This is a genomic window from uncultured Brachyspira sp., assembly GCF_949287625.1.
Lineage (GTDB): Bacteria > Spirochaetota > Brachyspiria > Brachyspirales > Brachyspiraceae > Brachyspira.
On sequence record NZ_CASEGO010000057.1, the window covers coordinates 1 to 24,822 of the forward strand.

Genomic DNA, 24,822 nt, shown 5'->3' on the forward strand with positions numbered 1-24,822 from the left:
CCGTAAGTTGCATTAAACCAAATACACAACTTATAAGCAAGTTCAAGCATTAAACAAGCACGTTCAAACGAATCTAAATTTGCGTGAACCGCTTCATTTCTTGCCTTTCTTAATCCGTATAAAATATCATCAATGTCCCTTGGTAAAAGCGCTTTTGCTTTCAATTGACGAATTTTATCTGCTTGCGTGTTTGCATCTTCGGGCATAACAATACCGTTGACGTCAACAATGTAGCTTACAATGTGTTCAGCTAACATTCCGAGTTTTATTAAACACGAATTCGGGTCATCGTATATGTAATTTTCTGCCGTTTGCGCAAGCTTTGCCACTAACGGCCATTCTTTTTGTAAGAAATCAAAATTTGACATAACGTCTCCTTTTTAGACTTTTTGCTAAAATCATTTTGATTTTAGCATAGTATATATGACAATTTTTGTCATAGTAATATGCTACGTTAATAATCATAAAATAAATATTAAATACAGGAGGTTTTATATGGCTCAAAATTTTTACTGTGAATACTGCGGAACAAGATATTCTTCAATAGGTGCTCTTACAGGCGGAGCTTGTATCAAACATCCAGATGGCCCAAATAAAGGAAAGCATAAACTATATGAAGGCGGAGAAAAATCAGACTATTTCTGTAAATATTGCGGAAATAAGTATCATTCAATAGCTTCATTAACAAATGGACATTGTATTAAACATCCAAATGGTCCTAACAAAGGATATCATTCACCAGCTTTATAAACAAATTATTTTTTATTTTTGTGCATAGTAATTTATTTTATTATGCACATATTTTATTTACAAGTATTGACTTTAAGTATATAATATAATATACTTAAATATAAGGAGTATAATAAATGACAGCAGAAAATCTACTAGATTTTGTTTTAAATGAGAAGCAAAATATCTTTAATGAAATTAAAGAAAAAATAAGTCCTGAAATTAATATTATAAACTCTATAAAAGAAAGTTTTGATGAGGTAAATAACAGCATATTATTATTTAATCTATTAAAATTCAATGCCAAAATTAATAATAAAGATTTGAACATAGCAAGAAAATTTGCTGAAAAATATATTACTAATATAGATAATAGTCAAATATCAGTATTTAATGAATATGCAATATCAAGCGGAAGACTTGATTTATTTATAAAAAATGCTTCATTCCAATTAATAATAGAAAACAAGATAAATGCCGATGACCAAGAATTACAGCTAGAACGTTATTATAAAGAATTATCTAGTATCCAAAAAAATACATTCATAATATATTTAACAAGAGACGGAAAAGAACCTTCTGAAAAATCTTTATCTGCCTGTATAAAAGATAAACTTTTAAATGAAAATAAACTTATATGCTTATCGCATGAAGATATAGGAGATTTTATAAATAATGATATAATAGAAAAAATTCCAGATTTATCAGATAAAAAATACCAATCGTTATATTCAGCCTTAATACAAATTAGAGATAATGAATATTTAATAAGCAATATCAATAAGGAGAAAAATATGTCAAAAGAAATTATTAAAAATCATTTAGAAAAAAATAGAGATTTTAAAGAAGAAATGGATTTAAATAAAATAAATGAATATGCTGTTTTATTTAATGCTCTAAATGAAGAAATATATAATAAAAAATTAGATTTTTATAAACAACTTGTAAATAAATTAAAAGAAAAATATTCAAATATAGAAACTATTGCTGATAATGAAAATACATACCATATTGGATTTAAAGATATTTGTAACTGCAAATATTTTAATTTATATATAAGATATTCTTTTGCGGATAAAAAGAGAATAAAAGAAGATATACAAATATATTATTATTGTGAAGATAGAGATAATGATAAAATGTATAAAATATTACAAAATCACTGCGATGGAGCTTGGCATGACGGAGAAGACGGATATTATTTCGGTATCAATAATCAATTAAAATCAATAGAAGTAAAAACTCCTGAAAATGTGGCTGCAAAAATAATAGATATAATTAATGCAATATCTGATGAATTTAATAAAAATTAATTAATATTAAAGTGCTTGATCTATATTTTTTAATCAAGCACTTTTTAATAATTTATCTTTTACTAAACACTTTATTAAATAACCTGTCAATAAAATATTCTATATAGCCCAAAAATGCAAAAAACAAAGTGATAAAAAATACATTTCTTAATACTGTTTTAAGTCCGTATTTATCTATATCAACAAAAAAGTAAGGATAATAACTTCCGTCTGAAAAAGGACTTCCTACTCTAGCCCTTACAAGTACAAACAAAAAATATAAAAGCGGTATTATAAGCCAAAGAATAGGATCTATTATTTTATAAATGCCTTTCTTATCAAAAATAATATAATCAAAAATAGTCATAATAGGCAGTATATAATGAAGTATAATATTTCTAATATAATCAATACCTTCTAATTTACCAGAAGTAGGACTCAATAAAAAATGATACACCAAAAATGTAACTGTTATAGACATGGTAACAGCACCTTTAAATCTAGGATAAAATGTTTCTTTTTTATTTATAATATTTAAAATATCCAAAATAAAATACACTATTACAAGTATATTGCTTTGATATGTGAAATAGTATGCTGTTTCTATATCAAGTTTTATATTTGTAAAATTACTGCCATAAAAAAATCCATTAAGTACAGCGAAAGCCCCAATTATAATTATTACTGCTTTGAATATTATAGAAAAAATAGACATAACACACTCATAAAAACATTAATATTACTAAATATTATAAATCTTTTTATAAATAAAAAAAGATGAACAGAAAAATAAATCTGATCATCTTTTTTAAATTTATTATTAATTATAATACAATCATGCAATAGGCATTATACTAAAGTTCATAGACTCTATTACTCTAAGCAAAGCATAAGCCGTGTCCAATGATGTAATGCATGATATATTATTTTCAGCAGATGCCCTTCTTAATTCCAAACTATCAGAATGAGTCTGACTGTTAGTTTCTATTGTATTGATAACATAATCAACCCTTCCTAGTCTTATGGTATCTACTATATTTTCAAAACCTTCTTCATCAATCTTTGAAACTTCTTTAACATAAAGACCTTCTCTTCTTAAGAAATTGGCAGTACCTTTTGTAGCATATATTCCATAACCAATATTAGAAAATCTTTTAGCCAAGTCTAATACTTCATCTTTATGATTATCAGATATAGTAAGAAGCACATTTCCCTGAAGAGGTATTTTAATTCCGCTTGCTATTAATGCCTTATATAAAGCCTTCTCAAAATTAACATCAAAACCTAAAGCCTCTCCTGTACTTTTCATCTCCGGACCAAGTATAGTATCGACTCTTCTTAATTTGGCAAAAGAAAATACAGGTGCCTTAACAAATACATTTTTAGATTCTTCTTCATATATATTATTATAACCCTGCTCTTTTAATGATTTCCCAAGTATGCACATAGTAGCCGCATTAGCCATTGGAACATTTGTTATCTTGCTTAAAAAAGGCACTGTTCTGCTGCTTCTAGGATTAACTTCAAGAACATAAACATTATCATTTTTATCAACTATAAACTGTATATTGTAAAGCCCTATAAAATTAAAGCCCTCTCCTATTCTCTTAGTATAATCAATAATAGTATCTTTTACTTTTCTTGAAATAGTCTGTGCTGGATATACACTTATAGAATCTCCAGAGTGAATACCAGCTCTTTCGATATGCTCCATAATACCCGCAATAAATACATTATGCTCACTGTCTGCAATAGCATCAATTTCTATTTCTTTACCTATAACATATTTATCAATCAATATTGGAGCTTTATTGCTTATCTCTTTTACAGCAGTCTCCATATATATTTTTAAAGAAGCATCATTATCAACTATCTCCATAGCACGTCCGCCAAGTACATAACTCGGACGTACCAAAACAGGATAACCTATATCTTTAGCTATTATCACAGCTTCATCTATTGTAAAAGCAGTTTTTCCTTTAGGCTGCGGTATATCAAGAGCTTTCAACATCTCTTCAAATTCATGTCTGTCTTCTGCTTTATTAATATTTTCTAATGAAGTACCTAATATATTAACTCCATGCATAACTAATTTTTCTGCCAAGTTAATAGCAGTCTGTCCGCCGAACTGTACTATAACTCCTCTAGGTTTTTCTAATTCCACTATATGCATAACGTCCTCTATAGTAAGAGGTTCAAAATAAAGTTTATCCGATATTGAAAAATCTGTTGACACTGTTTCTGGATTATTATTTATTACTATAGCCTCATATCCAGCCTCTCTTATGGTCATAACACAGTGAACAGTAGAATAATCAAACTCCACACCCTGCCCTATTCTTATAGGTCCAGAGCCTAATACTATTATGCTTTCTTTGCCGCTTTTTACAGATTCATTTTCTTTTTCATAAGTAGAATAAAAATAAGGAGTCTCACTTTCAAACTCTCCAGCACAAGTATCAACCATTTTGTATACTGGCACTATATTATTTTCATGTCTTAATTTGTATAAATCAATCTCTTCAATACCCCAAACTTTTGATATATAGCTGTCAGAAAATCCTCTCTCCTTACATTCTCTTAATACATCTATATTCATTTTATTATTTTCTAATTTTTCTTCTAATATAATTATATTTTTTATTTTTTCTAAAAAGAATCTGTCTATATGAGTAATATATATAATATCATTAATATCTTCACCTCTTCTTAAGAGCTCAGCTATAATAAATATTCTTAAATCATCTCTTAATTCTATACGCTCCCATAATTTTTTGGTGGTATAATTAGAAACATCATTATGAATTATATGATCGCATTTTATTTCAAGAGAACGCACAGCTTTTAAAAATGACTCTTCAAAATTTCGTCCTATACTCATAACTTCGCCTGTAGCTTTCATCTGAGTACCAAGCTGTCTGTCGGCATTAGGAAATTTATCAAAAGGAAGTCTTGGGAATTTTGTAACTATATAGTCAATAGAAGGCTCAAAACATGCATAACTTTTTTTTGTAATAGGATTAAGTATTTCATCTAAAGTCATACCCACAGCTATTTTCGCACTTATTTTAGCAATAGGATATCCAGTAGCCTTACTAGCCAAAGCACTGGAACGAGATACTCTAGGATTAACTTCTATTATATAATAATTAAAACTTTTAGGATCAAGTGCAAGCTGTACATTGCATCCTCCGCAAATTTTTAAAGCCCTTATTATTTTAAGACTTGCATTTCTAAGCATTTGATTTTCTCTGTCGCTTAATGTCTGACAAGGAGCTGCTACTATACTGTCTCCAGTATGTATGCCTACTGGGTCAACATTTTCCATATTACATACTACTATAGCATTGTCATTATTATCACGCATAACCTCGTATTCTATTTCTTTATATCCAGCAATACTTTTTTCAACCAAGCATTCATGTACTGGACTTATTTTTAATCCGCTTTCGCATATTTCGATTAACTCTTTTTCATTGCGTGCAAATCCCCCTCCAGTGCCTCCAAGAGTGTATGCAGGACGCACAACCAAGTGATATCCTATTTTATTTGCAAAAGCAACCGCCTCTTCTACACTATGCACTATAACACTGTCTGGTACAGGCTCATTAATATCATTCATAAGTTTTTTAAAAAGCTCTCTGTCTTCAGCACAGTTTATAGCATTTAAATCCGTTCCTAAAATTTCAACATTATATTCATCTAATATCCCGCTTTCTGCAAGCTCAACAACCAAATTAAGACCAGTCTGTCCTCCTAAAGAACCAAGTATCGCATCTGGTCTTTCTTTATAAATTATTCTTTTAGCAAAATCCAAATTAATAGGCTCAATATACACTTTATCTGCCACAGCACTATCAGTCATAATAGTAGCAGGATTAGAATTGATAAGTATAACCTCATAACCTTCTTCTTTCAAAGATTGGCAAGCCTGAGTACCTGCATAATCAAACTCTGCAGCCTGACCTATCACTATAGGACCTGAACCTATTACTAATATTTTTTTTATATCATTTCTTTTAGGCATTTTTTACCCCTTCATTCATCATATTAATAAACTTGTCAAATAAATATTTACTGTCCTCAGGTCCCGGATTAGACTCTGGGTGATACTGAACAGAAAATACAGGATACTTTTTATGTTTAACTCCCTCTACACTTCCGTCATTTAAAGATATATGAGTTATAATTAAGCCAGTATTATGTAAACTCTCTTTCTCAACAGCATAGCTATGATTCTGACTTGTTATGCTTACCTTTGAAGTTTCTAAATCTTTAACAGGGTGATTTCCTCCCCTATGTCCGAATTTTAATTTAATTGTATTTGCTCCGCATGCCAAACTTATAAGCTGATGCCCCAAGCATATACCAAATATTGGCACTTTTCCTATAAGCTCTCTTATAGTATTGATTGATTCCTTTACATCTTTGGGATCCCCAGGTCCGTTTGAAAGCATTATACCGTCTGGATTTAAGCTCATTATAGTTTTATAATCTGTATCATAAGGCACTACCACCAAATCACAATCTCTTTTGCTTAATTCTCTTATTATTCCAAGTTTTGCTCCGAAATCAATTAGTACAACTTTTTTTCCTCTGTTTGGTATAGGAAAGGCATTTTTCGTAGAAACTCTTTTTACATGATCATTCATATAAGGAGTCTCTTTAAGCATTTTTACTATATCATCTTTATTATCTATAGTATCGCTCATCACAGCTTTAAGAGTACCTACCTCCCTTATTTTTTTTGTTATCTCTCTTGTATCAATATTTTCTATAGCTGGAATATTTTTTAATTTTAAAAACTCGTCTATAGTTTCAGCACTCCTGAAATTATTAGGACTCTTACAAGCCTCTTTAACTACAAATCCGAATATAGCTGGATTCAAACTTTCAAAATCATCTCTGTTTATACCGTAATTGCCTATCAAGGGATAAGTCATAACGGTTATTTGTCCGCAGTATGATAAATCTGAAAGTATTTCCTGATAACCTGTCATAGATGTATTAAAAACCAATTCCCCTATTCTAAAATTATCCGAACCAAATCCTATGCCTTCATAATGACTTCCGTCTTCAAGTATTAAATAACGTTTCAATTTTAGCCTTCCTATTATTCTAAATTTTTTTTAGATTTTTAATTAAAATAAAAAAAAGATTGGAAATCAACAAAATGTCAATCTCCAATCTTTTTTAAGATTATTAAACACTGCATCGTTTGCAGAATTTTCTTTAATTTATATTTCTTATAATTCATAACATTATTTTTCATATTTTATTTTGATACACTATAACATATATAATTAATATTACAATCATTTTTTACAAAAAGTAAGATAAATATACCTAAACAAATATAATTCGTAAAAAAATTAATTTTTTTAATTTAAAATATTTGCGGGGCTTTGCCAACCACGCTTGTGCCCAGTTCTTTTGTGACGCCTGTCCGTGCCGTAGGCAGGTGCGGCACATACGAAGTACGCCTGCGGCGAGAAGCAGGCACAGCCCGCCCGCTCTGCGTACCTTCGGTAGCAAAAGCTACATTTCAGGCTAAATTTAATAATATATTCTACGTATAAAACATAATTAGTACTATTTAGTATTATTTTTTAGACTTGCACTTTCGCGAAGCGTATCCGAGCTTGTCGAGGATATAAGGTTCTTTGACGAAGTCCGCAGAGCGTGTACGGCAAAAAAGTTGATAATTCTATATAATGTACATCAGTTTACAAAATGAAATCGTTCCAGTATATACCTAAACAGATATAGTTTGTCAAAAAATAAATTTTTAAATTTTAGATTTGTGGGGACTAGCCCCCACACCCCCAGTTCTTTTGTTGACACAAAGAACCAAAAAGACTGTTTTAGCCCAAATTTCGGGTATTACCATACATTTAATACATATCTTTAAAATATAAAGTTCTAGCAATTGCATTTTTCGTGAAACGTATCCGAAGGATAAAAACTTTGACGAAGTCCGCCTGCGACCGAAGGAAGTACTGTTAAGTATGGTGTGCGGCGGGAAAAAGAACAATAAAAAATTGACAAACTTAAAAATTTTTAGTATATACCTAAACAAATACAATTTGTCGAATTTTAGTTATCTATGAATGTAATTACCATTTATTTGTAATATAATATATTTTTATTAATCAATAAAATATGCTTTAGATGCATATTAAATTACTTATTTGGTATAATAATAGGTAATCAGCCGCACGTATCGTTGACATTTGATAAGAATAAAACAATACCGTGCGGGAAGGTGCAGCGGCTCGCTTAAAAATTTTCAGTATATACTGCTTTCAAAATCGATTTTTATTTTATAAAGTAATTAAAGAAGCTTTTAAACAAGCAATTATAATACTAAAATAAAAAACTTTTATATAACATTAATACATAAAAAGCCTTGAAAAATTATTATTTATATTATATTCTATATTGAATACTACTAATGATAATTATTTTTATTAATTAATAACAATAAAGGATAATACTATGAAAACATGGAACGGACTTTTAAGAGAGTACAAAGAATATTTACCTATTACAGATAAAACCCCGCTTATTACATTAAATGAGGGAAATACTCCTTTAATAAAAGCTGAAAAAATAGGAAAAGAACTTGGCGGAATAGAATTATATTTCAAATATGACGGTCTTAATCCTACAGGCTCATTCAAAGACAGGGGAATGGTTATGGCAGTTGCTAAGGCACTTGAAGAAGGTTCAAAAGCTATTATGTGTGCTTCTACTGGCAATACTTCTGCATCAGCTGCTGCTTATGCTGCTAGAAGCGGTATTCAATGTATAGTAGTTATACCAGATGGTAATATTGCTTTGGGAAAATTAGCTCAGGCTTTGATGTACGGAGCTAAAGTTATAGCTATTAAAGGTAATTTTGATGAAGCCTTAAAAGCTGTTGTTGATATTACAAATAAATATCCTATTACATTAGTAAACTCAATTAACCCTTTCAGACTTCAGGGACAAAAAACTTCAGCATTTGAAATTTGCGATGCATTGGGAAAAGCTCCTGATTATTTGGCTATACCTGTAGGAAATGCTGGAAATATATCTGCTTATTGGATGGGTTTTAAAGAATATAAAGAAAATGGAAAAGTATCAAATTTACCTAAAATGATAGGTTTTGAAGCTGAAGGATGTGCTGCCATAGTACAAAATAAAGTAATAGAAAATCCTCAAACTATTGCTACAGCTATAAAAATCGGTAATCCTGCAAGCTGGAAATTAGCGGTTAATGCTTCTAATGAATCAAACGGATTTATAGATTCTGTTACCGATGATGAAATATTAGAGGCTTATAAAATGCTCACAAGAGAAGAAGGAATATTTGCTGAACCTGCTTCTGCTGCTTCTCTTGCTGGAGTTATAAAAACTTATAAGGCTGGAAAATTAAACAAAGGAGACACTGTAGTTTCTGTACTCACAGGCAACGGACTTAAAGACCCAGATAACGCTATAAAAATTTGCTCTGCTCCTATAAAAGTTGATAACAATATAGAAGAAATAAGGAAGGCTATAGGAATATAATAGGAATATAATAGGAATATAATATGAATAAAACTCAAAAGAAAAACAATAAAGAAAATAAAAATAATATAACAAACAAAAAACTTGTAACTTTTAAAATACCTGCTACTAGTGCTAATATAGGTTCTGCTTTTGACAGTGTAGGACTAGCTTTAGATTTGTATAATGAAATACATATATACGAAAATAATAATTCTAAAAAAATAGATTTTGAGATAACAGGCGAAGGTGAAGAAGAAATATCAAAAGACGATAATATGATATTCTCTGCTATGAAACTGGTATTTAAAAAATTAAAAGCAAAGCCTGATAAAGGATATATAATAAAATGTATAAATAGGATACCGCTTTCAAGAGGGCTTGGAAGCAGTTCCGCAGCTATAATAGGAGGTTTATTGACTGCCAATTATATATTAGGAAATAAACTCTCACTTGAAAATGAAATATTAAATATGTCAGTTCAGCTTGAAGGACACCCAGACAATGTATCGCCTGCTATATTAGGCGGAATAATATCTGGGGTTGTAAGAAAAGATGAAGATTTTAAATATGTTAAAATAAATCCTCCTAAAGGATTAAAAGCAGTAGTTGCAATACCTAATTTTTATTTAAGTACAGAAAAAGCTAGGAATGCTCTTCCTAAAGAGATTAGCTTAAAAGATGCTATATTTAATATTTCAAGGGCTGCACTTCTTACTTCTGCTTTATCTTCTAACAGACTTGATTTGCTTGAAGTTGCAACTGACGATAAACTTCATCAGGATTATAGAGCTAAGTTTATACCTGGTCTAAAAGAGTTATTTAAACAGGTAAAAATGGCTGGTGCATACTCTGTTACTATAAGCGGAGCAGGCTCTTCAATACTTGCTTTGGTTAAAGATGATGAAAAAATAATCAAAAAAGTTTCTGAAGCTATGGAAAATAGTTTTTCTAAAAAGAAAATAAAATCCGAAATAAAAGTTCTTAATATTCCTAAAAAAGGTATTATCATAAAATAATATAAACAAATATTAAAGAAGCATGCTATTTTTTTTAATGGCATGCTTTTTATTTTATTTAATATTTTTATTGATTTATATATTTTTGATAATATAATAATTTGATAATCACAAAATAATATATTAAAATACTAAAGGAATTATTATGTCAAAAATATTAACGTATCTTATATTAATAATAAGCATTATAAGCTGTTCAAATAATACAAGTAATATAACTGCAAAAGCATCAGATTATTCAGATAAAAATAATTGGCTTAATATAGCAGAAAATCAAAATGAAAGAGAAGCTGATGTTTTTTATTTGTATCCTACAACTTGGTCAAGAGAAAATACTAACGAAGATATGATATGCCCTATAGATTCGCCTTCTATGAGAAGATATACTACAAATGTAATGACTGAACAAACTGGAATATTTGAAGAAATAGCAAGTATATATGCTCCGTTTTATAGGCAGGCTGATGCTATATATCTTTTGGATAAAAATAACAATATAAGCGAAGAAGAGAAAAATAAATATTTTTATTCTGCTCCAAAAGAAGATGCAATTGCAGCATTTGATTATTATATAAAAAATTATAATAACGGAAGACCTTTTATATTAGCAGGACATTCTCAGGGTGCTATGATGATAAAACAAATACTTACAGACTATTTTAAAACAAATGAAAACTTAAAAAATAGAATGATTGCAGCTTATATATTCGGATATTCTGTTACAAAAAAAGACTTGGAAGAAAATCCTCATTTGAGATTTGCAAATAATGAATATGATACTGGAGTTATAATATCTTACAATACAGAAAGTCCTGATTTTAACGGATATAATCCTACTCTTCTTGAAGATTCAATAGCAATTAATCCCATAACTTGGACTACTGAAGAAACTTTAGCCTCAAAGGAACAGAGTTTAGGAGCTAATATATATACAAATTATGGTATACCGACAAAAATAGCAGATGCTAAAGTAGATAAAAAAAGAGGCGTTGTAAAATGCAGTACTATAAATGCTGATGATTTTTATTTTGGAGGAGAAAGTATTTTTGAAAAAGGTGTTTATCATGCTTATGATATATCGCTTTATTATTATGATTTGAAGGAAAATGCCAAAAAAAGACTTAATGCTTTTTGGAAATAAAATTATTTAATATAAATAAAAAATGGGCAAGATAGTAATACAATTATCCTGCCCTAAACAAGGTTTATAAAATATAAATATACGAAATTGTCTTAATTTAATTAGCTACAAATTCTTTGCCCCTCTTATCAAGAACATTCAAACTTATAGCATTGAGCCTCACTGTTTCATAATTATCTATCTCTAATATCTCAACAACACCAACTACTTCAATCCAATCCTGAGGATTAGGTATATTGCCGTTATAATTAAACTCAAATCCAGCCACTCCGTCATATCCGCAGCAGCCAGGTCCGTATCTAAATACAAAATTGAGTTTTTCTCCAGTCTCTTCATCGGTAAAGCCGTCATATATTCCTTCAAGTTTTATTAATTTTCCTCTATAATCATCAGGATTTAAATAAACATCATTACATTGATTGATAAACATTCTCTCTTTAATTTCTATAACATTGTTCATATCAATATTATTCATATTAACTTTCATAGCTGAAGTTTGTTCCTGATTATTTTCTGTTTTATCTCTAGGATTACCATAATCATATTTTTTTTGAGCTATATCAACATAATTTTTTTCTATATCAAACCAGCCGTCATTATACTCTTTTTTTGAGCATGATAAAATTAACATCATTATAATAAATAAGATATATTTAAAATTCATTATTATCTCCTTAATCATCTTTTTAATACTTTTCCTATTACAGAAAATATTAAAAGCATAGCCAAATTCACCATAACAATGCAAGCCCCTGTAGGATATTCTAATTGAAATGAAAGAACTATTCCTACAAAAAAGCAGAGCACCGATAATATTGCCGATGAAATTATAACTCCCTTAAAAGTATTAAATACCCTCATAGAAGTTAATGCTGGAAATATTATAAGGCTTGATATAAGCATAGCTCCCATCATTCTCATACCTAATACTATAATCAAAGATGTAAGTATAGATATAAGAGTATTATAAAACCCTATATTAATACCAACAGCACGGGCAAAGTTTTCGTCAAAAGTTACTAAAAATATTTTGTTATAAAACAATATATAAAGAACTATTACTATTACACTAACTGCTATGCTTATATAAACTTCACTTTTACTCATAGCAAGTATACTTCCAAACATGTAGTTGCATACGTCTGTGTTAATACCCGTCTTTACAGTAATAGCTATAATACCGACAGCTAAAGAGACGCTTGATATTAATGCAATAGCAGCATCGCCTTTTATCTTGCTGTTTTCACTTAGTCTCAAAAGCAGTATTGATGCCAAAGCTACTATAGGTATAGAAAGCTGAAGAGTAGAAAAGCCAAGCATCATAGAAAGCGATAAAGCACCAAACCCAACATTAGAAAGTCCTATACCTATCATAGAATATCTCTTTAATACTAAATTAACACCTAAAAGTGCCGCACATAATGAAACCAATATTCCAACTATAACAGCCCTAATAATAAAGGTATATGAAAAAAGTTCCTGAAGTAAAGCAATCATTTCATATCCTCCCCTGATATTCTTTTGTATATATCAGTTTTTATATATTCTTCTGTTGCTCCGAAAAAAAGAATATTTTTATTTAAATGAAGTATTTTATTAGAATATTTTACAGCACTTGCTATATCATGAGAAACCATTATTATAGTAACTTCATTATTAAGTTTTTTTATTAGATTATATAGGTCAACTGTAGCTATAGGGTCTAATCCAGTAGAAGGCTCATCTAATATAAGCAGCTCTTTAGTAGAACATAAAGCTCTTGCTAATGCTGCTCTTTGCTGCTGACCGCCTGATAAATCTTTATATGACTTATTTTTTAAATTTTCTATATTAAGTCTCTTCAAATTTTCTAATGCCGTTTTTTTATCATTATTAGTATAAAACGGAAGAAATTTTTTATTATTAAGTCTTCCAGAAATCACTACTTCAAATACGCTTGCAGGAAATGATTTCTGTACTATTCCCTGCTGCGGCAAATAACCTATTTCATTTTTCTTTATATTATCAAATGTTATACTTCCTTTTTTAGGCTTCATTAGTCCAAGTATGGTTTTTATTAATGTAGTTTTACCAGAACCGTTTTCACCTATTATAGAAAGATAATCTCCTTTTGATAAAGAGAAATTAATATTTGATAATACTTCATTACTATCATAAAATACTGATAAATCTTTTATAGACAACATATTTTAATTCAAACCCTTTTTTAAACTTTCCAAATTATCCATCATAATAGATAAATATGAAGCCCCATCATCAAACTCTTTTTTAGTCACATTTTGTGCAGAATGAAGTTTTAATTTTGCTGCTCCAGTCTGTTCTATAATGGTATTTGCTATTTTTTCATTGCTTAATTCTATATAATAAAGATAAGGTATATTATTATCCTTTATATATCCTATTAAATACGTTAATGTTTTAGGGCTCACGTCCGACTGACTGCTGCATCCGTTAAAAGGAGCTCGGTAATTAAGTCCGTATTCATCTGCCAAATATCTAAAAGGAAATCTGTCTCCAAATACTATATCTTTTCTTTTTGATGAGTTTATTGTTTCTCTAAAATCATTATCGAGAGCGTACAGTTCGCTATTATATTTATCAGCATTAGCTTTGTATACATCTGCATTATTAGGATCTATTTCTGACATAGCTTTGCTTATAGCATTAACCATTAAAACAGCATTTTTTGGAGAAGTCCATATATGCTCATCATAAACTCCTTCATGGGTATGTGTTTCTGAAATATCATCATGATCTTCATGATTTAATTCTTCATCATGATTATGTTCTTCATCATGCTCCATACCTTCAACAATCTCCTCATCTAAAGCATTTACATAATCAATTAACTTAATTATCTTTTTACCGTTGGTATCCGTATCCATAGAAGATATTACCTTTTGAGCCCACTCCTCGCTTTCTCCTCCTATATAAATAAATACATCGGCATTCTGTATATCTATTATATCTGAAGGCGAAGCATTAAATGAATGAATTTCTATACCAGGTTTTATTATCATTTGCAAACTGGAATTATCTAATAATATATTTCTTGCAAAATCATATATTGGAAATATTGTAGCTACAACTTTTATTTTATTGTTTTCTTTGTTTGTATCAGCATTATTTGATTTACTGCTGCACGAAACTGCAAATAATACTAGGAAAATTAAAATTAATATACTTTTCTTCATTATCGATTAATCCTTTATTAAAAATTATAAAATATGTTAAAACATAACTATTTAAAAATATAAAGGAATTAAATCAATTTATTAGCTTCACTTTTAAACTAATTGGATTAATATTTAATATTGTATTAACTGTACGGATACTATAGATACATAAAACAGATAAATATAATACGGCAAAACTGTATTGATAAAAAAATCTAACAACTTTATCTACTGCTTTTACTATATAAAATATTTCTGTACATGTTGCACAGTTTTCATTAAGATAATGTGAATGATTCATAGCATGATAAAATATATAGCATGCTAAATAAATGTAAGCAGATACAATTAAAATAATTAATATTTTCCATTTCTTCATAATGTTTAATTATAATTTATAATAAATAATTGTCAATTATGAATATTTATTTTTATTGTTCATTATCACTTTTTATAAAAAGAAGTTTACAAAAAATATTGATAAGAATATCTCCTGTAAACTATCTTTAATAATATCATAACTCAATATACAAAATCGGACTGTCTATACCTGAGAACATAGGAATCTCTATTAAAAATGCATCTTTCAAATCATAAACATTAACATCTTTTACCTCATCATAAGATGAAATATAGCAGGAAGTTATTGTAGGTATATAATCTTTTGAAACAATCAATTTTACTTTCATAGAACTAAACATAGAAGCATATTCACTGTAATCCTGAGTATCTTCTGAATAATTAAAAGGAGTAAAAATAAATTTATTTCCATTTCTTATAGGAACTAATAAACTGTCATCTTCTGTTAAATCTGCAGCTTTTATAATACCATTTATATAAAGACCTATTTCATTATCATTATTTATTTGTCTGAATTTAAAATTTCTAGGATAGCTGTTTCTTGCTTCGCTTTCCATATCTCTGAGTATATCATCATAATAATAATCTGGAACGCCCTCTTAATGGCCTTCAGAATAAGCAGCTAATTCTACTAAAGACTTTGACATAGTAACTATGGCAACAATGGTTATATTTTTATCATTATCTATAGTTACATACTGTGTATAATCTAAACAGCCTATAAATAATAGAGAAAATAATAAAGCAGGTATAATCTTTTTCATAAACAAAATCCTTAATTTTTAATTATATATATTTTACTATAAAAAAAATAAATAACAATCTTATATTTTAATTAAGCATTTTTGAATAAGTATAATATAAATTAATAAATTGTATTGATAATTAATTTTTTTTACTATAAAATCATAAAAAATACAATTTACACAAAGGAGTAGGAAATGAAAAAAGACTTTTTCACAAGCTCTATAGGTATTATAGTAATTGGTGCTGTAATAGGAGCTATAGCAGCTTGGCTATCTGTAATGGGCAACCCTGCTAATATGGGAATATGTATTGCATGTTTTACCCGTGATTTAGCAGGTGCACTAGGACTGCATAGAGCTGCAGCAGTACAATACATAAGACCTGAATTAATAGGTCTTGTTATTGGTGCTACAATATCTGCATTAATCTCAAAGGAATTTGTTCCTAAAGGCGGAAGCTCTCCTATTATAAGATTCTGTTTAGGTTTCTTTGCTATGATAGGTGCTTTGGTTTTCTTAGGCTGTCCTTGGAGAACTTTGCTTAGAGTAGCTGGAGGCGATATCAATGGTATATTCGGCTTAATAGGAATTATCATAGGAGGAGGAATAGGTGTTTTCTTCTGGAAACAAAATTTCTCTTTGGGTCAGCCTAAAGCATATAAAAATAAATTGGTTGGATTTCTTCCTTTAGTTATCGCAGTAATTCTACTAATTCTATTATTAAAACAAACTAAATTCTCTGAAGGCGGACCAATATTTTTCTCTGAATCAGGTCCAGGAAGTATGAAAGCTCCTATAGCTATAGCATTAATAGCTTCTATAGTAATAGGTTTTGTAGCTCAAAAATCAAGATTCTGTACTGTAGGCGGACTTAGAGACGGAATATTTATGAAAGATTTTCATATGACTAAAGGCGTTATAGCTTTTATAGCAGCTGCTTTTATAGTTAATATAGCTACAAGCAGATTCAATTTATCTATGGAAAATCAGCCAATAGCTCACACAAATATTTTATGGAATACAGTATCAATGATTCTTACTGGTTTAGCATTTACTTTAGGTGCTGGATGTCCTGGAAGACAAATGATACAATCTGCTGAAGGAAATATGGACAGTTTTATATTCGTTATAGGAATGCTAGTAGGTGCAGGATTTGCTCACAACTTTAATTTGGCAAGTTCAACTGCAGGTCCTACAGTATATGGAATGGGAGCTGTTATTTTAGGTTTAATATTCTGTGTAATCATAGGATTTACAATGAAAGAAAATACTGCAAGCTGATACACTTTATCGTGCAGCAGGTTGTTGTCATTATATAATAAATATACTGCACAAAATTTTTGGAAGTTATATAATGAACTCTGCTTCTGCGGTGTATTATTAGAACATATACAAGTTATGATAATATACAGCAGAGGCAGAGGTTATAATAAAAAATAATATTTAGATAATTTCTAATGCTTATTATAATAATTAATGCTTCTAACAAACAGTGCTTATTTATTAATTTAATATATTTTCATAAAATACATATAAACTAATAAAAAGGAAAATATCATGTCTGAAACTATTAAAGTTGATACCAGAGGAATGTCATGTTCTCAGGCATCTTTTCAGGCTAAATGTGCCGCTATAAATAATCAGGAATTAAACACAATAATAGAAGTTTTAGTAAGCGGGCATTCAAGCTGCGAAAGTGTAATAAGAGGATGTCAAAAATACGGATATGAAGGCACTTTTGAACATATAGAAAATGAGGATATTTTAGTAACTTTAAAAAAGACAAAATAATAAATAATCAAAAATATTTTTTAATGTATTATATAAAATAATAATATACCTTAATCTTATAAAAGAAAAAAGATATATTATTAAACTAATTATTATTTCTGGGCATTTAATCCGTAATTGCCGAATTTTTTTAGTATTATATCCATCTCTTCATCTGATAAAACATTATACTTTCCAATTTTACTAAGCTCTACAAACTCTCTTGAAATATTTTCTACTTCTACCAAAACACCATAAGCCTTTTCTATAGTAGAATCAGAAACCACAAGTCCATGATTTTTCATAATACAAGCCTTATACCCCTTCATAGCCTTTGATATATTATTGCAAAGCTCTTCGGTTCCATAAGTGGCATACTCGGCACAAGGTATAATTTTTCCTCCAGCAACAGCAATCATATAATGTATAGCAGGTATATAATCAACGCCCATTATAGATACTACTGTAGAATATATAGAATGACTATGTATAACACAGTTAAAATCAGGATTATCTTTAAGTATTGATAAATGAAATCTCCATTCGCTTGAAGGTCTTTTGCCTTCTTCTGACTTTCCGTTCTCATCAACAAAAACTATATCCTCAGCTTTCATAGTATCATAAGGCATACTTGAAGGTGTAATAAGCATACCGTTTTCAAAACGTACACTTACATTTCCAGATGTACCCTGATTAATACCGTCTTTTTGCATTCTAAGACATGTTTTTATTATATCATTAGACAATAATTTTCTATATTCATTTAATTGGCTTATCATAATATTTATCCTTAATATTTTATTTATTATTATTTTATTATTATAAACTATAATTTTATAAAAAATAGTGCTATGTAATACCATTACTTTATTTTTTTATTATTTATGATATATTAAAAACAATTAATAATCGGAGAGTCATATGAAAAAGAACATTATAATTATATTATTAACAACAATTACATCGCTATATTCAAATCAAATAAATGAAAGTAATAATGAGAAAGTAAAAGAAATAGCAGATAATATAGAAATACCAAACAATAATTTTAATGAAAGCAATAATGAGAAATCAAAAAATAATATAATTATTAATGAAATAATAAAGCCAAGCGAAGAATTATTAAAACTATTAGAAAAGAATAAAAATAAAACAGGCGTTGCTGAAATGATTGACTTAATAAATGATGGCGGTATAAATGCTCAGTCAAAAGATGAAATTCTCATAGGTGATATTACACATTACACTAATACAACACCTTTAATGATCGCCTCATCATACGGGCATTATGATATAGCAAAAGCATTGATTGATAATGGAGCTTTGGTTAATTTAAGAGCAAACGACGGATTTAATGCTTTAATGGAAGCTGTAAGAACTGACAATATAGATACGGCAAAATTACTAATAGAACATAACTCTGATTTAAATATAAAAAATAAAGACGGTAAAAATATGATTATGATTGCATGCGAAAACGGCAATGAAGAAATGTTTAATCTATTAGTAGAAAATAATGCAGATATAAATGCAAAATCATTATGGGGAGCATCTGCACTTATTTATGCTTCTGAAAAAGGCAATATTAATATAATGCAATATTTAATAGATGCTGGAATAGATGTTAATGGAAAAGCTGATGATAATGGGGATACTCCATTACTTTGGGCTGTTACAGGAGAAAATCCTTATGAAGCTTCAAAACTTTTAATAGAAAATGGTGCCAATGTAAATGCTACAAATGATGGCGGAGTTGCTCCTGCTACTATACTTGCGGCATCTACTCCTAAAGTGATAAAACTCTTAAAAGATAATGGTGCTGATTTAGATACAAAATTTTTAGATTATTATCCTCCTATAGCAATTGCTGCAGGTGCGGGTAATTTAGAAATAGTTAAGGCATTGGTTGAAAATGGGGCTGATGTGAACTATTATCCTAATGATATAAACTATACTGCGATATTTCATGCTATAGACCAACATAATTATGAAGTTGCTGAATATTTATTTAAAAATGGTGTTGATTTAAATATAAAAATGAAACCTGATAATGACTATGGCAGAAGTATAAAAGAAAGCTACAATGTTTTAGAATATGCCGAGGCCATTCAGGATAAAAAAATGATTGACATAGTAAGCAAATATTATAAAAAGAAAAAATAATTATAATTTTAATATATACCTAAACAAATATGATTTGTCAAAATGAAGTTATATTTTGTTTTTAATATATGGGGCTTTGCCCTGCGAAGCACACAGTCGTGCCCGCTCTGCGTGCCTTCGGCAACCCCAGTTCTTTTTGTGACCAAAAGAACCAGGCACAGCCCGCAGTCGCGAAATACTGCATTTTTAGTCATAAAATAGTTTTTATCTTATATTTTAAATAAAACTTAATAATATTTTATATTATTAATAAATTAACATTACATTTATAAATAACTCAAAATTGACAAAATATATTTGTTTAGGTATATTACAAATATTAGACTTGTTTCAAAAATACTTGACAAATAATTTTATAAGTTTGCTATTTTATGTTAAATTAAATAATATTAGCTATAATTTAACCAAATATTTTACATGTTGCATAAATTATATATTTAAGCTAAAAAATGCAGTCCTTTTGCTTCTTTGGGGCACCAAAAGAAGTGGGGTCTGGGGCAAAGCCCCAGTTATAAAAATAAAAATACTAAAAATTAAAATAATATAAATATCCTTAATTTAGTTTTGAAACAAGTCTATTTTTTTAAGGAAGTAAATTTATGAAAACAAATATCAATATCGAAGAATGCATTAATTATGCAAAAATTTTTTTTGGTAAAGGGTTCGTATGTTATGAAGCTATAATATATGCTTTAAATAAACATTTTGAATTTAATTTAAGCGATGATACTATAGAATGATAGAATTAAATAAAAACTAAAAAACATTATAAAACAGAGGCATTATAAAACATACTATAAAAGCTATAATACCATAGACATATACATAACAGCTTCTATTATTTGTTAGTATAATACTTTTTATATTTTTTATAGTACTTAATTTTTTTAATGATTTTATATTATCAATAATTATCAAAATAAAATGAACAAGAATTATCATATTTGTAAAAATCAAAGTTAATTTATTTGGGCTCATTCCATATTCTTTTATTCTGTATATAAGAGAACTAAAAATTATTATATTAAAAATAAATGCCATTACTGGAAATATAATATAAACTGTCTTTGTTAATATACTTGATTTATAATCAATACGCACAAAAAATAAATTAACTGCTCCTATAGCAAGAGCAACATTATAAAGTATAAAATTTATTCTAATATCATAAGGACTATTATAAGACATAGTAAATAAATATTTAACTATATTATACAAACTTATATACATTATTATTCTTGAAAAGTATATTGATATATTTTTATACTTCATATCTTTTTTATATACACTGTAAATTATAAAAGGAGTAAATGAAAATATATAAAAAATAGATAATACAAATATATTTATAATTAAAGATGTATCAGAAAAAATATTGATAAAAAAACCTTTAAATAAATTTATAATAAATACAAAAACTATCATAAATACAACAGATGAAAATATAAAATAAAAAACAGAATATATAATCATATTGAAAGAGAAAGTAAATACTTCAGAAATATTTTTGTAATTTTTATATTCATTAAATGATAAAGCAGTCATTATAAAAAATATAATATCTAAAAATAGATTTTTATTTAAAATAGTATGAACAAAGAAAATAAAATTATTATCAGCAGACATTATATCTTTAAATGTAAATTCCGAGGAAGGTATAATAACACTAAGAATGCCTATAATCAAAAATATAAAAAAAGTTATAAATGTATTTTTATTATTATTCAAATTAAACAGTAAATTAAAACAAAATAAATAAAAAATCTTAAAAGCAAAAAAATACGATGTTATTTGAGTTATTTTATAATTATCAATGACTATGCCTTTAACAAATAATAAATACATTGTAAAAGGCATAACAAAAATTAATGCTAATATTATAATATTTTTTTGCGGGTATATTTTTAATTTTTTAAAAAAAGTATTCATAATTACAAACTATAATATAAAATTATAGAAATAGATTATATTTATTTTTAGAGTTTTTTCAACTTTTTAATTAAGTATAAAAATAGTGATAAAAAAGCCAATAGCTTAATATTAAATTAAACTATTGGCAAATTAAAGGAATTTTACTTTATCAATTATTTACTTAATCTAGCTCTCAATTCTTCTAATTGTTTTTTAAGTCTGGCTGGAAGTCTTGAACCGAATTTAGCATAATGAGCTTCGATTTGATTAGCCTGATCTTTCCAAGCTTCAACATCAACTCTCATAAGTTCTTTGAAATCAGCTTCTGGTATATCTAAACCTTTAAGGTCTAAATCGCCTTCTTTAGGCATTTTACCTATAGGAGTGTCAACAGCATCAATTTTACCTTCAACTCTTTCACACATCCATTTTAATACTCTTGAGTTATCACCGAATCCAGGCCATAACCATTTACCGTCAGCATTTTTTCTGAACCAGTTTACATAGAAGATTCTAGGAGCTTTAGCACCTAATTTATCTCCCATTTCAAGCCAGTGATTCATATAATCGCCCATGTTGTATCCAGCAAATGGAAGCATAGCAAATGGGTCAAATCTTAAAGCACCAACTGCACCGATATTAGCAGCAGTAGTTTCACTAGCAGCAGTAGAACCCATAAATACACCATGATCCCAGTTATAAGATTCATGTACTAAAGGCATAACAGAAGCTCTTCTTCCGCCGAAGATGAATATATCTATAGGTACACCTTTAGGATCTTCCCAGTCTGGACAAATTACAGGACATTGTCTAGCAGGAGCAGTAAATCTAGCATTAGGGTGAGCACCTTTTTCTCCGCTTTCTGGAGTCCAGTCATTACCTTTCCAGTCTATACCATGTTTAGGAGCAGGACCCATACCTTCCCACCATACATCGCCGTCATCTGTTTCTACACAGTTAGTAAATATTGTGTTTTCTTTGATAGATTCCATAGCCATAGGGTTAGAATCATAAGAAGTACCAGGAGCTACTCCGAAGAAACCAGCTTCTGGGTTGATAGCATAAAGTCTGCCGTCATCTGGATTAATTTTCATCCAAGCAATATCATCACCTATAGTTTCACATTTCCAACCAGGAATTGTTGGCTGCAACATTGCAAGGTTAGTTTTACCGCATGCACTTGGGAATGCAGCAGCGATATGGAATTTTTTACCTTCTGGGTTAGTTAAGCGTAAGATAAGCATATGTTCTGCCATCCAACCTTCTCTTCTAGCCATAGCAGAAGCGATACGTAAAGCGAAACATTTTTTACCAAGTAAAGCGTTTCCGCCGTAACCTGAACCATAAGACCAGATTAAGTTTTCATTAGGGAAATGAGAAATATATTTTTTCTCTATTGGAGCACATGGCCATTTAGTATCTTTTTCACCATCAGCAAGAGGAGCACCTACAGAGTGTAAGCAAGGTATGAACTCACCGTCAGAACCTAATACTTCTAATACTTTAGTACCAACTCTAGTCATTATATGCATGTTACATACAACGTAAGGGCTGTCAGTGATTTCTACACCGATTTTAGCTATAGGAGAACCAACAGGACCCATAGAGAAAGGAATTACATACATAGTTCTGTTTTTCATACTGCCTTTATATAATTCTTTCATAGTACCTTTTAATTCATCTGGAGCCATCCAGTGATTAGTAGGACCAGCATCTTCTTTATCTGGATAACTAATAAAAGTTCTATCTTCAACACGTGCTACGTCAGAAGGATCGCTTCTGAAAGAATGACTGTGAGGTCTTTTTTTAAGAGGTTTAGCTAAACCTAATTCTACCAAACCGTTCATGCAGTTGTCATATTCTTCTTTAGTTCCATCACATACATATATATCTTTTGGCTGACACATATCTGCTACTTCTTTAATCCAAGCTTTAAGCTTCTCATGTTTTAATTCTTCAACCTTCATGAATATTACTCCTTATTAAAATTTGTTGCATCAATTATACAATAAAACGCATTTTTAGTAAATGATTTTTGTAAATTTATTAATTATTTTATAATATACAAAAAATATCTTTAAAGACAATATTTTTATTAATTTTTTATAAAAAATATACTAAAGAAAATGACATGAGTATTAGTTTATATTCAAAAAAATCATACTTGATAAAATAATAAGTATGTAAGAAAATAAATAAAACAAATAAAAAATACAATCTGATATCATTTTTAGGGCTTCATTTTTTAATATATACCTAAACAATTATATTTTGTAAATTTTTATATTTTGTAAATGTATTATCAACTTTTTTGCCGCACAAAAAAGTTGCAAAAAACGCACATACTACAACTTAATATTTCAAGAATATGTATTAAATGTAATATAACACTATAATTTTATGTCAAACATGCAGTCTTTCGCCGTAGGCGTACTTCGTATGGTTCTTCACTGTAGGCGTACTTCGTCTGGTCATAAAAAGAACTGGGGGTTGCCGAAGGCACGCACAGCGGGGGGCAAAGCCACCACAAACAATAAAATTAAAAATCTAAATTTTGACAAACTTAAAAATTTTCAGTATATACCTAAACGACTATAATTTGTCAAAAAATAAATTTTTAAATTTTAGTATTTGTGGGAACTATCCCTACGAAGTACACAGTCGTGCCCGCTCTGCGTGCCTTCGGCAGCGAAAGGCTATATTTCAAGCTAAATTTGGTAATTTATTCTATATGTAAAACATAAATTAGTACTATTTAGTATTATTTTTTACTTACACTTTCGCGAAGCGTATCCGAGCTTGTCGAGGATATAAGGTTCTTTGACGCTGTCCGCCTGTGGTGTGCGGCGGGAAAAAGAACAACAAAAAATTGACAAACTTAAGAATTTTCAGTATATACCTAAACAAATATAATTTGTCAAATTTTAGTTATTTATAAATGTAATTATAATTTATTTGTAACATAATATATTTTTATTAATT

22 protein-coding genes are annotated in these 24,822 nt (G+C 28.8%); 9 read left to right on the top strand and 13 right to left on the bottom strand.

Translation table 11 applies throughout. The features are described from left to right. On the bottom strand, positions 1-368 hold a 368-nt coding region (locus Q1X91_RS09650; protein ID WP_300756458.1), incomplete at its 3' end, for a DUF4145 domain-containing protein. A gap of 127 nt (positions 369-495) precedes the next feature. Between Q1X91_RS09650 and Q1X91_RS09655 the strand changes: the two genes are divergently transcribed. Continuing rightward, entirely contained in the window at positions 496-750 is a 255-nt protein-coding gene (locus tag Q1X91_RS09655) for a hypothetical protein (RefSeq protein WP_096736736.1), read from the top strand. A 116-nt stretch (positions 751-866) separates the two neighbouring features. After that, on the top strand, positions 867-2,042 hold the full coding sequence (locus Q1X91_RS09660; RefSeq protein ID WP_300756461.1) for a PD-(D/E)XK nuclease family protein: 1,176 nt from the start codon (positions 867-869) through the stop codon (positions 2,040-2,042). Between the two features lie 52 nt (positions 2,043-2,094). Here Q1X91_RS09660 and Q1X91_RS09665 read toward each other — a convergent pair whose 3' ends face one another. From Q1X91_RS09665 to carA, 3 genes are all read right to left on the bottom strand, one after another. Then, on the bottom strand, positions 2,095-2,736 hold the full coding sequence (locus tag Q1X91_RS09665) for a Pr6Pr family membrane protein (RefSeq protein WP_300756464.1): 642 nt from the start codon (positions 2,734-2,736) through the stop codon (positions 2,095-2,097). A gap of 120 nt (positions 2,737-2,856) precedes the next feature. Continuing rightward, positions 2,857-6,048, bottom strand: a complete 3,192-nt coding sequence (gene carB / locus Q1X91_RS09670; RefSeq protein WP_300756467.1) for a carbamoyl-phosphate synthase large subunit — start codon at positions 6,046-6,048, stop codon at positions 2,857-2,859. After that, a complete protein-coding gene (gene carA / locus Q1X91_RS09675) occupies positions 6,041-7,120 on the bottom strand; it encodes a glutamine-hydrolyzing carbamoyl-phosphate synthase small subunit (protein ID WP_300756469.1) in 1,080 nt (359 codons plus the stop codon). The genes carB and carA overlap by 8 nt, the downstream gene beginning before the upstream one ends. A gap of 1,399 nt (positions 7,121-8,519) precedes the next feature. Here carA and thrC point away from each other — a divergent pair. From thrC to Q1X91_RS09690, 3 genes are all read left to right on the top strand, one after another. After that, the gene (thrC, locus tag Q1X91_RS09680; RefSeq protein WP_013113119.1) at positions 8,520-9,575 is read left to right on the top strand and encodes a threonine synthase; all 1,056 of its coding nucleotides are present in this window, start codon (positions 8,520-8,522) and stop codon (positions 9,573-9,575) included. 23 nt (positions 9,576-9,598) lie between these two features. After that, positions 9,599-10,573: a homoserine kinase gene (gene thrB / locus Q1X91_RS09685; RefSeq protein WP_300756477.1), complete on the top strand. Its 975-nt coding sequence runs from the start codon at positions 9,599-9,601 to the stop codon at positions 10,571-10,573. A gap of 145 nt (positions 10,574-10,718) precedes the next feature. Further along, the gene (locus Q1X91_RS09690) at positions 10,719-11,714 is read left to right on the top strand and encodes a DUF3089 domain-containing protein (protein WP_300756479.1); all 996 of its coding nucleotides are present in this window, start codon (positions 10,719-10,721) and stop codon (positions 11,712-11,714) included. 97 nt (positions 11,715-11,811) lie between these two features. Here Q1X91_RS09690 and Q1X91_RS09695 read toward each other — a convergent pair whose 3' ends face one another. The 6 genes from Q1X91_RS09695 to Q1X91_RS09720 all read right to left on the bottom strand — a co-directional run bounded on the left by Q1X91_RS09695 (position 11,812) and on the right by Q1X91_RS09720 (position 16,014). Then, positions 11,812-12,378, bottom strand: a complete 567-nt coding sequence (locus Q1X91_RS09695) for a hypothetical protein (RefSeq protein WP_300756482.1) — start codon at positions 12,376-12,378, stop codon at positions 11,812-11,814. A 14-nt stretch (positions 12,379-12,392) separates the two neighbouring features. Beyond that, entirely contained in the window at positions 12,393-13,211 is an 819-nt protein-coding gene (locus Q1X91_RS09700; RefSeq protein ID WP_300756485.1) for a metal ABC transporter permease, read from the bottom strand. Then, positions 13,208-13,900, bottom strand: coding sequence for a metal ABC transporter ATP-binding protein (locus tag Q1X91_RS09705; RefSeq protein WP_300756489.1), 693 nt, complete (start codon positions 13,898-13,900; stop codon positions 13,208-13,210). The genes Q1X91_RS09700 and Q1X91_RS09705 overlap by 4 nt, the downstream gene beginning before the upstream one ends. Before the next feature lie 3 nt (positions 13,901-13,903). Beyond that, a complete protein-coding gene (locus Q1X91_RS09710; RefSeq protein ID WP_300756492.1) occupies positions 13,904-14,908 on the bottom strand; it encodes a metal ABC transporter substrate-binding protein in 1,005 nt (334 codons plus the stop codon). Between the two features lie 497 nt (positions 14,909-15,405). Beyond that, a complete protein-coding gene (locus Q1X91_RS09715) occupies positions 15,406-15,807 on the bottom strand; it encodes a hypothetical protein (RefSeq protein ID WP_300756496.1) in 402 nt (133 codons plus the stop codon). Positions 15,808-15,849: 42 nt separating this feature from the next. After that, positions 15,850-16,014 carry a hypothetical protein gene (locus Q1X91_RS09720; protein ID WP_300756499.1) on the bottom strand — a complete coding sequence of 55 codons (165 nt, stop codon included), beginning with the start codon at positions 16,012-16,014 and terminating at the stop codon, positions 15,850-15,852. A gap of 177 nt (positions 16,015-16,191) precedes the next feature. On the opposite strand from Q1X91_RS09720, the gene yedE reads away from it, so the two are divergent. Together yedE and Q1X91_RS09730 are read left to right on the top strand one after the other, a co-directional pair. Further along, positions 16,192-17,277 carry a YedE family putative selenium transporter gene (gene yedE / locus Q1X91_RS09725; RefSeq protein ID WP_300756501.1) on the top strand — a complete coding sequence of 362 codons (1,086 nt, stop codon included), beginning with the start codon at positions 16,192-16,194 and terminating at the stop codon, positions 17,275-17,277. 276 nt (positions 17,278-17,553) lie between these two features. Beyond that, positions 17,554-17,787 (top strand): SirA family protein, encoded by a 234-nt coding sequence (locus Q1X91_RS09730; RefSeq protein ID WP_020005545.1) that lies wholly within the window; start codon positions 17,554-17,556, stop codon positions 17,785-17,787. Positions 17,788-17,879: 92 nt separating this feature from the next. On the opposite strand, the gene Q1X91_RS09735 is transcribed toward Q1X91_RS09730, so the two are convergent. Further along, positions 17,880-18,545 carry an L-fuculose-phosphate aldolase gene (locus tag Q1X91_RS09735; RefSeq protein ID WP_300756504.1) on the bottom strand — a complete coding sequence of 222 codons (666 nt, stop codon included), beginning with the start codon at positions 18,543-18,545 and terminating at the stop codon, positions 17,880-17,882. Positions 18,546-18,687: 142 nt separating this feature from the next. Between Q1X91_RS09735 and Q1X91_RS09740 the strand changes: the two genes are divergently transcribed. Beyond that, positions 18,688-19,929: an ankyrin repeat domain-containing protein gene (locus tag Q1X91_RS09740; RefSeq protein ID WP_300756507.1), complete on the top strand. Its 1,242-nt coding sequence runs from the start codon at positions 18,688-18,690 to the stop codon at positions 19,927-19,929. A gap of 599 nt (positions 19,930-20,528) precedes the next feature. Further along, entirely contained in the window at positions 20,529-20,669 is a 141-nt protein-coding gene (locus tag Q1X91_RS09745; RefSeq protein ID WP_300756510.1) for a hypothetical protein, read from the top strand. 16 nt (positions 20,670-20,685) lie between these two features. Here the strand turns inward: Q1X91_RS09745 and Q1X91_RS09750 are convergent, their stop codons facing one another. Both Q1X91_RS09750 and Q1X91_RS09755 read right to left on the bottom strand, forming a co-directional pair. Beyond that, complete coding sequence (locus Q1X91_RS09750) at positions 20,686-21,555, bottom strand: hypothetical protein (RefSeq protein ID WP_300756513.1); 870 nt, start codon at positions 21,553-21,555, stop codon at positions 20,686-20,688. A gap of 458 nt (positions 21,556-22,013) precedes the next feature. Further along, a complete protein-coding gene (locus tag Q1X91_RS09755) occupies positions 22,014-23,807 on the bottom strand; it encodes a phosphoenolpyruvate carboxykinase (GTP) (RefSeq protein ID WP_300756516.1) in 1,794 nt (597 codons plus the stop codon). Positions 23,808-24,822 lie beyond the last annotated feature (1,015 nt).

Bases quoted from the DNA above. Each gene is read 5' to 3' on its own strand.
- Q1X91_RS09655 (WP_096736736.1), top strand. From the start codon at position 496: ATGGCTCAAAATTTTTACTGTGAATACTGCGGAACAAGATATTCTTCA.
- Q1X91_RS09660 (WP_300756461.1), top strand. From the start codon at position 867: ATGACAGCAGAAAATCTACTAGATTTTGTTTTAAATGAGAAGCAAAAT.
- Q1X91_RS09665 (WP_300756464.1), bottom strand. From the start codon at position 2,736: ATGTCTATTTTTTCTATAATATTCAAAGCAGTAATAATTATAATTGGG.
- carB (WP_300756467.1), bottom strand. From the start codon at position 6,048: ATGCCTAAAAGAAATGATATAAAAAAAATATTAGTAATAGGTTCAGGT.
- thrC (WP_013113119.1), top strand. From the start codon at position 8,520: ATGAAAACATGGAACGGACTTTTAAGAGAGTACAAAGAATATTTACCT.
- thrB (WP_300756477.1), top strand. From the start codon at position 9,599: ATGAATAAAACTCAAAAGAAAAACAATAAAGAAAATAAAAATAATATA.
- Q1X91_RS09690 (WP_300756479.1), top strand. From the start codon at position 10,719: ATGTCAAAAATATTAACGTATCTTATATTAATAATAAGCATTATAAGC.
- Q1X91_RS09695 (WP_300756482.1), bottom strand. From the start codon at position 12,378: ATGAATTTTAAATATATCTTATTTATTATAATGATGTTAATTTTATCA.
- Q1X91_RS09700 (WP_300756485.1), bottom strand. From the start codon at position 13,211: ATGATTGCTTTACTTCAGGAACTTTTTTCATATACCTTTATTATTAGG.
- Q1X91_RS09705 (WP_300756489.1), bottom strand. From the start codon at position 13,900: ATGTTGTCTATAAAAGATTTATCAGTATTTTATGATAGTAATGAAGTA.
- Q1X91_RS09710 (WP_300756492.1), bottom strand. From the start codon at position 14,908: ATGAAGAAAAGTATATTAATTTTAATTTTCCTAGTATTATTTGCAGTT.
- Q1X91_RS09715 (WP_300756496.1), bottom strand. From the start codon at position 15,807: ATGGAAAGCGAAGCAAGAAACAGCTATCCTAGAAATTTTAAATTCAGA.
- Q1X91_RS09720 (WP_300756499.1), bottom strand. From the start codon at position 16,014: ATGAAAAAGATTATACCTGCTTTATTATTTTCTCTATTATTTATAGGC.
- yedE (WP_300756501.1), top strand. From the start codon at position 16,192: ATGAAAAAAGACTTTTTCACAAGCTCTATAGGTATTATAGTAATTGGT.
- Q1X91_RS09730 (WP_020005545.1), top strand. From the start codon at position 17,554: ATGTCTGAAACTATTAAAGTTGATACCAGAGGAATGTCATGTTCTCAG.
- Q1X91_RS09735 (WP_300756504.1), bottom strand. From the start codon at position 18,545: ATGATAAGCCAATTAAATGAATATAGAAAATTATTGTCTAATGATATA.
- Q1X91_RS09740 (WP_300756507.1), top strand. From the start codon at position 18,688: ATGAAAAAGAACATTATAATTATATTATTAACAACAATTACATCGCTA.
- Q1X91_RS09745 (WP_300756510.1), top strand. From the start codon at position 20,529: ATGAAAACAAATATCAATATCGAAGAATGCATTAATTATGCAAAAATT.
- Q1X91_RS09750 (WP_300756513.1), bottom strand. From the start codon at position 21,555: ATGTCTGCTGATAATAATTTTATTTTCTTTGTTCATACTATTTTAAAT.
- Q1X91_RS09755 (WP_300756516.1), bottom strand. From the start codon at position 23,807: ATGAAGGTTGAAGAATTAAAACATGAGAAGCTTAAAGCTTGGATTAAA.